General features: G+C 53.2%; 9 protein-coding genes. 2 read left to right on the top strand and 7 right to left on the bottom strand.

Annotated features, from left to right (window positions below):
* The first annotated feature begins 57 nt into the window (after nt 1-57).
* Nucleotides 58-339, top strand: a complete 282-nt coding sequence (locus AACU55_RS14700; RefSeq protein WP_134707149.1) for a hypothetical protein — start codon at nt 58-60, stop codon at nt 337-339.
* A gap of 254 nt (nt 340-593) precedes the next feature.
* Here AACU55_RS14700 and AACU55_RS14695 read toward each other — a convergent pair whose 3' ends face one another.
* The 5 genes from AACU55_RS14695 to AACU55_RS14675 all read right to left on the bottom strand — a co-directional run bounded on the left by AACU55_RS14695 (nt 594) and on the right by AACU55_RS14675 (nt 6,476).
* The gene (locus AACU55_RS14695) at nt 594-1,421 is read right to left on the bottom strand and encodes a universal stress protein (protein WP_134707148.1); all 828 of its coding nucleotides are present in this window, start codon (nt 1,419-1,421) and stop codon (nt 594-596) included.
* Between the two features lie 18 nt (nt 1,422-1,439).
* Nucleotides 1,440-2,918, bottom strand: coding sequence for a SulP family inorganic anion transporter (locus tag AACU55_RS14690; protein ID WP_134707147.1), 1,479 nt, complete (start codon nt 2,916-2,918; stop codon nt 1,440-1,442).
* A 532-nt stretch (nt 2,919-3,450) separates the two neighbouring features.
* Complete coding sequence (locus AACU55_RS14685) at nt 3,451-3,735, bottom strand: hypothetical protein (protein ID WP_134707146.1); 285 nt, start codon at nt 3,733-3,735, stop codon at nt 3,451-3,453.
* Between the two features lie 107 nt (nt 3,736-3,842).
* Nucleotides 3,843-4,589 carry a MobC family replication-relaxation protein gene (gene mobC, locus AACU55_RS14680; RefSeq protein ID WP_134707145.1) on the bottom strand — a complete coding sequence of 249 codons (747 nt, stop codon included), beginning with the start codon at nt 4,587-4,589 and terminating at the stop codon, nt 3,843-3,845.
* Nucleotides 4,590-4,601: 12 nt separating this feature from the next.
* Nucleotides 4,602-6,476 (bottom strand): type IV secretory system conjugative DNA transfer family protein, encoded by a 1,875-nt coding sequence (locus AACU55_RS14675; RefSeq protein WP_134707144.1) that lies wholly within the window; start codon nt 6,474-6,476, stop codon nt 4,602-4,604.
* 108 nt (nt 6,477-6,584) lie between these two features.
* On the opposite strand from AACU55_RS14675, the gene AACU55_RS14670 reads away from it, so the two are divergent.
* Nucleotides 6,585-6,764: a hypothetical protein gene (locus AACU55_RS14670; protein ID WP_167686183.1), complete on the top strand. Its 180-nt coding sequence runs from the start codon at nt 6,585-6,587 to the stop codon at nt 6,762-6,764.
* A gap of 460 nt (nt 6,765-7,224) precedes the next feature.
* On the opposite strand, the gene AACU55_RS14665 is transcribed toward AACU55_RS14670, so the two are convergent.
* Nucleotides 7,225-7,530 (bottom strand): hypothetical protein, encoded by a 306-nt coding sequence (locus AACU55_RS14665; RefSeq protein ID WP_134707143.1) that lies wholly within the window; start codon nt 7,528-7,530, stop codon nt 7,225-7,227.
* A gap of 18 nt (nt 7,531-7,548) precedes the next feature.
* On the bottom strand, nt 7,549-7,812 hold the full coding sequence (locus AACU55_RS14660; protein ID WP_134707142.1) for a TrbM/KikA/MpfK family conjugal transfer protein: 264 nt from the start codon (nt 7,810-7,812) through the stop codon (nt 7,549-7,551).
* Between the last annotated feature and the right edge of the window lie 134 nt (nt 7,813-7,946).

Here is a 7,946-nt window from a genome sequence, read left to right as displayed (position 1 = left end):
GCAGTAAGATTGATAATACCGAGAGCTTGTGAAAGTTCCATTTAAAAAGGGTCCATGATGAGCATGAACCCTTTTTACACGAGCCACAGGATCGGTCAACTGATCCTTAAACGATCGGCATTAGCCTATGCCCGGCTTTATCACTGCCCACAAGTTATGCTTCTCTATCCACACCATACAGGTCTGGGAGCTCAACCTCTGAATGCAGGCTATAGGATTCGAGAAGGTGAAGAACAATTACAGGTGGCGAGTGTCAATATGCTCCTTGATGAAGACGAGATTGTCGGGCAGTTAATTCACCTTATCGGCATCAACACGCAGATAGGCTCTGGCTTGTAACAATAGATGAAAAACCTGATGACCTGAATTGTTATGTTCGCTTTTTGCACCCAGCAGCCCCTCGAAGCCAGCAGCTTTGAGCGATAAGCGGACATCAGGATCGCGCCAAAAATCAGATGGCTGCCGTGCTGAAACATAAAACGAAATAGATGACGCATACTTTCCCTGTGTACTGGATCTTATCCCGTAAAGCCGGCTGCGCCGCACTTCTTTCAGATGTCATAAGACGGGCCTGAAAGCCAGGCCCGTGCGCTTCAACGCAGCATCAGCAGAGCCTGCCGACTTTCTGACAGCATCTCCGTGGTGTGGCTGCCGATAAAGAAACGGCGCAGCGGTGAATGGCCATAAGCCCCCATCACCGTCAGGTCGATGCCATTCTCATCGGCATACCGGCATAAGGCGCCGGTGACAGATTTATCCTCCAGTAGCTGGGCTTCCGTGACGATACCAGCCTCCTGCAGGATCGCCTGCGCATCATGCAACGCCGACGCTTTGCCGTTAACCATGACCAGATGACAGGTCAGGCCGTTCAGAAGCGGGCTGACGGTGAGGCGCATCAGGTTTTCCCGACTCGCCTCACTGCCGTCATACGCAAACATGACCCGTGACGGCGTCGAAAAGGTTTCCGGCACGACCAGCACCGGCCGCTTCTGCAGCCGGATGACACTTTCCAGGTGGCTGCCAACCGGATTCCAGGAGCCTCTGCTGCCCAGCACCATCAGGCGGATATCGCCAAGCTCTGCCAGGATCTCATCCAGCGCGCCGTGCTTTTGCATCAGCTGGGCCTCCGGCTGCCCGGCCTGCTTCAGCAGCGCCGCACAGTCAGTCAGCACTGCCTTTCCCTGTGCCATCATCAGTCGGCTACGCTCGCCCTCGATGCGGACCAGCTCTTCAGTCAGCTGCTCCCGGCTGTCGATGCCGATGATGCCGGTCAGGTCGGACACGGCGGGAGGGTCATTTTTTTCCAGCACATGCATCAGGGCAAGCGGCACGTCCAGCTTATCGGCCGCCCAGGCCGCATACTCACAAACCGCGCGGGTTGACGGCGAGCCGTCCACGCAGGCAATAACGGTATTATTCATGTTGAATTCTCCTGTGAATCAATGGCCGCCCATAAGCTTTTCAACTTCTTCGGGTTTGTCATGAACGCCAAAGCGGTCAACGATAGTGCGGGTCGCGTCGTTCATGCCCCTGATTTCCACCTCCGTACCTTCACGGCGGAACTTGATCACGATACGGTCCAGCGCGCTGACCGACGTAATGTCCCAGAAGTGGGCGTGCGTCACGTCGATCACTACGCGCTCCAGCGCCTCGCGGAAGTCGAAATGACTGGTAAACCGGTCAGACGAGGCAAAGAAAACCTGGCCGGTCACGGTGTAGGTACGGGTATCTCCCTTCAGCTCAGAGGAGACAGCCATGAAGCGGGCGACCTTGGTGGCGAAGTTCAGCGCTGCAATCAGCACGCCGGTCAGCACGCCAAATGCCAGATTATGCGTGGCCACCACCACCACCACGGTTGCGAGCATTACCACGCTGGTTGAGAGCGGATGGGAGCGCAGGTTGCTGATGGAGCGCCAGGAGAAGGTGCCGATGGAGACCATAATCATCACCGCAACCAGGGCCGCCATCGGTATCTGTGATACCCATTGGCGCAGGAATACAACCATTAATAGCAGCACAACGCCCGCCGTGAGCGTGGAAAGACGCCCGCGTCCGCCGGATTTCACGTTAATCACCGACTGACCAATCATCGCGCAGCCCGCCATGCCGCCGATGAACGAGGTGCAGATATTGGCAATACCCTGCGCCTTGCACTCGCGGTTCTTGTCGCTCGGCGTGTCGGTCATGTCGTCCACGATGGTCGCGGTCATCATCGACTCCAGCAGCCCCACCACGGCAAGCCCGGCGGAATACGGCAGAATAATCAGCAGCGTGTCTAGGTTAAGCGGGATGTCCGGAATGAGGAATACCGGCAGGCTGTCCGGCAGCTTGCCCATGTCACCCACGGTGCGCAAGTCGAGGTGCAGCCACATGGAAATCGCGGTCAGCACAATGATGCAGACCAGGGGGGAGGGAATGGTTTTATTCAGATACGGGAAGAGATAAATGATTCCAAGACCGGCAGCCGTGAGCGCATATACGTGCCAGGTGACGTTGGTGAGTTCCGGCAGCTGCGCCATAAATATGAGTATCGCCAGCGCATTCACGAAGCCGGTCACCACCGAACGGGACACGTAGCGCATCAGGCTGCCGAGCTTCAGATAACCGGCCGCGAGCTGGAACAGACCGGTAAGCACGGAGGCGGCGAGCAGATACTGCAGCCCGTGGTCTTTCACAAGCGTGACCATCAGCAGTGCCATCGCACCGGTGGAGGAGGAAATCATCGCCGGGCGGCCACCAAAGAAGGCCATGACGATAGGGATACAGAACGCGGAGTAGAGACCGACCTGCGGATCTACGCCAGCGATGATGGAAAAGGCGATCGCTTCCGGAATAAGCGCGAGCGCGACCACAATACCGGCAAGGACGTCACCACGGACGTTACCCAGCCAATCCTTACGCGTCGAGGACAGCAACATAGTAGTTTCTCAGTTTTTGAATACAGTCAGCCCGTGAGGGCAAAATTTATGTACGAAAAAGCACATCCGCAGACGGGATGCTTATGAGTGCGCGACTGAGGTTACTCAGTGCGACAGAGAGGGGGGGCGACTTATGGTGGCGTAATACGCATGATGGTTTTTTATAACTCCTTTACGGGGGGCTTATGCACCTTAAGGAACCAGGAAGACCGGCTGTAAAGGATTTCAGCACTGATCATGAATGCCTGCCGGGCAGATAAGAATCAGAACTTCCCCCGGCAAAAGGCCTTTTTACTCTACACGAAACTTAAACGGGGTCAATGCGCGGAAGATAGCGGATGCCCGCAGAGTACGCTGTCATCGGTATAAATCAGCTGCATTTGGCTTCCTTTTGCCGGATATTTTCCCTAAGGCTGACAGAATGCATGCGGGCATTGAAGTTTAGCGCTGCTCAGACGTCCGCTTTTGGCACAAAGCTGCCTGTCAGATTAGGTTTGGCCCTATGTCGTAGTTGTGCCAGATCAAGTCTGAGCTAATACAAGTCAGTATCTTTCTGAAGCGCCTGAAGACGCTGTTCCAGACTATCCAGTTTTTCTTCGAGGTCACGGCTCTGCTGCTCAATATCTTCCAGCGTTTCTGACAAAACATCACGTAGCAGCACAAAATTTGCCTGTAGAGCATAGACAAAATCGCTGCCGCGAGTCAGTAATGCTTCGCGCGGTATGTCATGCAAAGCGGAATGTGTCATCCATGTCACCAGCGCTTTTGCGCTCATTTCGGTCAGTACGTCCGAAAGTCGGTCAGTTTCTCTGTTCATTCTGGTGTCCTGTCTGTTCTGATTTTGGGTGAGTATTTCGAGGGGGATTATTTCAGGTCGTTGCGCTGCTGGTTGGGTGGGTTGGAACTGTAAGTGATAGAGAAGAACTATATGCCGTGGTCTACATCGAGCCGTTGCAACTCGTCGAGCGTATAGATGCGGAAGACATTCCGGTGGCGGGTTTCCAGCGGGATGTGTTGATGGTTAACGATGACGTGCCGGATGCTGTCAAACAGCCGTTCAAGACCGCGCTTTTTCTGCGGGTCCGGCACGATATATAAAACGTAGATCCAGTCTTTACGGGTCCGCGCCAGCAAATGGCTGGCGATGATCGACTGGTAACGGGCTCTGGTTTTCAAACGGCGCTCGGTCTCAATGGCAATCACGGTGCCGCCGGGCAGGGTGATCAACCCGTCCGGGCGGTGACTGACCTGATACCGGCTAAGGAAGGTCGAGCGGTCACCGTTTATCCATCCGGATGCGCCTTTTTGCTCAAGGATGATGCGGGCTGCCTGATTATCAAGGTGATGCTCCAGCGTCCAGCCGGTAATTTTTGAAGGCTCAAACCGCGCCGGGAAAAGCGTATCGTCGGGGGTTAATACAACGGCCAGTCCGTCACTGGTAATGCCCCACAATGAAATCTTCATCGTGCGCGATACCAGGACATACTTTTGTATTAACCCCATGCCCTCGACTTTTGAAAGCAGGGAATACAGCGATTTATGATCTCTGAAGCCAAACAGCAGCATCAGCGTTTTAAAATCACTGTACGTTTCTTCTTTCAGGAAATTCAGCAGTCGTTGTATTTTTTCGCGGTGTCGCGTCTGGCGTTCGCGGTATGCGGTGATCAGCATCATTCCCCCCTACTAAAAATCCAGCATTGACGGGTTTTTCTCTTTATCTGCATTCAATATCGTCGTGTCTTTTTCGCCCGCCTCATCAAAAAAAAGATCGGGCCGCGTTGTGGTAATATCCGGCGTTGATACCGGTTCGGGTGATAGTTCCTCCTCGTCAAAACTCAGGGTGATGTTTACCGTTGCGGCGGTAGTGGCAATCGCGGGCGACACGGCACAGATCTCCAGTTCGCGTTTTTTCACCCTGATGGGCGAAATCAGCGAAGCAGCCGGGAGTGCTTTTGTCGTGAAGATGAAGCTGACAAAATCGGGTAGGTTCAGGATCATATTGCTGTCGGTAAAGAAACGCTCGGCCTGCCTGATGGTGCGTTCATCGTCGATAGTCTCTGTCAGCACGGCGTCGGTTTTCGCTTTGCGGACCTCATCATCGACTAATATAGTACCGGACATTCTGGCCACCCATTCAGCGGTGTCCGGATCCATGACACGATAAACCAGTTTGAATTTAGCATTCTCAACGACCGCGCCGACAACGGCGTCACCTTTCAAATCTGCCGGGCAGTCTTTTAAATCAGCAATCGACTGATGATCCATAATAATGTGTACGCCTTTATCCCGCGCCGCGCCTAAGCCTTCCAGCGCGGGCCTGGATAAATGGTATTTCAGTTCGGAAAGATAAATAGCAATGGGGCGGGGCACTTCTTTCACCCGCTCGCGTCTTTCTGCCAACTGGTACAGGCGAACCAACAGCATGCGCTGAGCGGTAATGATTTTGCTGTTGCGCATTGATCCAATCACATAACAGCAACCCCCTTCATCAAATATCCTATTAAGCGAAAATCCTCTCGGGGCATTAATGGCATTGAGCAAGGCCAGCTCTTCAATTTTCCCGAAAAAGGCTTTTATTTTATCTGCAATGCCCTGAACGTAGTCTCCGTTATACACATCCCGAATGGTTGAGGCAGTATTACGGGTGACAAACTGAGCGGCTAGCCGGGCCGCTTTCCGGTCGTCAATGCGGTAAAAGTCTGACTCCTGACCTTTCTCTGCCAGACTGAAACCGGCAACAAACAATTCTTCCAGTTCATCGGGCGTGATATCTTCAATCAGGTTTAACTGGTATTGCTGTTTTCGCAGGTCAATTAAGGCAAAGGGTTTGCCTGCATCCTCGCAGGCCTTGCGGTAAAGGTGCGGTGCCCATTCATCATCCTTGGGGTCCATCACAAATACCCCTTCACCGGCCAGAATACTTTGATAAAGTAATATCCCGGTGGCAACGCCCTTACCAGCTCCTGTGGTGCCGATAATATCCGCGTGTTGTTTTTGCCAGTCTTTTAACGGCAGATACATCGGCTGAACATCGCGGTCCATGCCGATAAATAACCCTTTGTTCAGGTCGATATAATCCAGCGGATTATAATGCAGTGTTTCCGGCAGCAGTGATTTCACCGTACGGACATCGGTGCGTAATTCCCGTTCAAGCGTGGTTTTTCTGACGAGGCGTTTCTTTATTTTGTCTAATTCAGGGGTTAATACCCTGCGCAGCAAAATATGCAAAATAAAACCCGTTACGGTAAAAGTAATCAGCACCGGCCATGCCAGAACGGGAATGCTGGCGACTACCCAGCCTTTATAAAGCCACTGGAAAATCCAGATAAGTACCGGCCCCATCGAACCGCAAAGAAAACACAGCAGGGAAAAAGCGATAATCAGCTTTTGCCACAACGGGGCTTTTTGCCGTTCATCGCTTTTCATCGACGCGAAAAACGGCATCGTCAGCCCCGATAACAGCGCCAGCATCAGCTGATGCTGTTGCATAAAAGCAATGAAGCTCAGCGCGCCATTCACTATCGGCGACAGTGAAACGGCCAGCTTATTCAAAATCACGATGCCTCCTTCGTCAGCAGTTCGCCCCATGACATCGCCCCATCAATTCGCCCCACGGTGTCGGGCGTAAAGGCGGGGCGAGCGTATGGGGTAAAGAAGGTGGCCGCTGTGCGGCCATATGTAGGAAAGCATGCTTCCCTGCACGAAACGGCGTGCGCCAGTTCATGCGGGCTGGACGCCCTTGTTGCCTGTCGCATGGGGGTAATGTCGCGGCTGAACGCCGCGCCAAAACCCCCCAACGTCAACGGCGGCACACCGTCGCCCGCTACGCGCGACCACCCCCTTTAAGACGGTCGCTTTCGCCTTTTTCTTCCCTTTGCTCGTTCCTCGCAGCGGGAATAAAAGGGAAGCTGACCTTTAAAGAGGGTGGTCGCGCCACGCTACCGGCTTTTGGCCGGAGACTTAGCCGCGACGGTGTGCGGGGCTGTGCCCCCCAAATAAACCGCTGTCGTGGGCGACAGCTTTTCGCTCGCTGGGGCGGCGAAATTTATTCGGCTCCCCCCGGCCGGCAAAATCCGCGTGGGCGCGGCTGTTTGCCGGTGAGGCGCGGTGCCTGAAATATTTTCGCTCCTTAACCCGCGAAAATAATTCTGTCCGCTGCCTCATTTTTACGGCCGCATATCTTCACGCCTTAATCCGCGAAAAATGTACTGGGCCGTAAAAACCTGAAAACCGCCACGCCTTAAGCCGGACTCGGCTGAAATATTTTGGCGCTCTAGGGGACCTGCGAATAAAATTAATACAGGGATTAATAGAGGCTCTCGCGGATTTCCCTGATGATGTCGGAATAACACTGACGACTTTCTTTAATGCTGGTTTCATCCAGTGTAAACCCACGCCGGTTAGCTTCCTCTGTCAGCGTTATTCTGTCAGTGGCGTTCAGTGTTTGCAGTAATTGCAATAACCGGCATATAACCCGGTAGTGATAAATTTCATAATAAAGACCGCATCCGTGCATCGCCTCATTTTCAAGGTGCTCAATAACACAGGCTGCGCGCATGGAATCCCCGCGCTGATGTGTCCAGGGATGCTGAATAAAACCCGGTTTCGTCATAAAGATAACCTCCGTTGACTAACCACGCATACGACCAAATTTATTGATAATCTGGCGGATAAGTTCCGGGTCTGCCGAGTCACATTCAAGTAAAAATGATTTTCTGGCATCGGCAGTATGGTCGGGCAGAAAACCGTGCTTGTTCTTTTTCACGATATTAAAGAATGCACGTTCAGCCGAATGGCATTCATTGCCGCCGCCGTTCCCGGTGGCTTTACCGTACATGCATAACACCACTTCACAGGCGTCAGCGGCCATGACGGAAGTTGAACATGACGCCATAGCGCTGAGGTAAGCGTAAACCCAGCACCGTATGTAGCCATTAAGCCAGTACTGATAACTTAGACGCCCACCTGTTACAGACGGACATCTAAGTATGGAATCCCAATCCTGGCGAAAAGAACCCCGTAAAAATT

The sequence above is a fragment of the Rahnella sp. CJA17(1/100) genome (assembly GCF_963881615.1).
Lineage (GTDB): Bacteria > Pseudomonadota > Gammaproteobacteria > Enterobacterales > Enterobacteriaceae > Rahnella > Rahnella aceris.
Note: the sequence above shows the minus strand (reverse complement) of the source record. Positions and strands in the feature narration are given on the sequence as shown.

Excerpts from the sequence above, each read along its gene's own strand:
- AACU55_RS14660 (WP_134707142.1), bottom strand. The coding sequence starts at position 7,812 with ATGGCGTCATGTTCAACTTCCGTCATGGCCGCTGACGCCTGTGAAGTG.
- AACU55_RS14690 (WP_134707147.1), bottom strand. The coding sequence starts at position 2,918 with ATGTTGCTGTCCTCGACGCGTAAGGATTGGCTGGGTAACGTCCGTGGT.
- AACU55_RS14695 (WP_134707148.1), bottom strand. The coding sequence starts at position 1,421 with ATGAATAATACCGTTATTGCCTGCGTGGACGGCTCGCCGTCAACCCGC.
- mobC (WP_134707145.1), bottom strand. The coding sequence starts at position 4,589 with ATGCTGATCACCGCATACCGCGAACGCCAGACGCGACACCGCGAAAAA.
- AACU55_RS14685 (WP_134707146.1), bottom strand. The coding sequence starts at position 3,735 with ATGAACAGAGAAACTGACCGACTTTCGGACGTACTGACCGAAATGAGC.
- AACU55_RS14665 (WP_134707143.1), bottom strand. The coding sequence starts at position 7,530 with ATGACGAAACCGGGTTTTATTCAGCATCCCTGGACACATCAGCGCGGG.
- AACU55_RS14700 (WP_134707149.1), top strand. The coding sequence starts at position 58 with ATGAGCATGAACCCTTTTTACACGAGCCACAGGATCGGTCAACTGATC.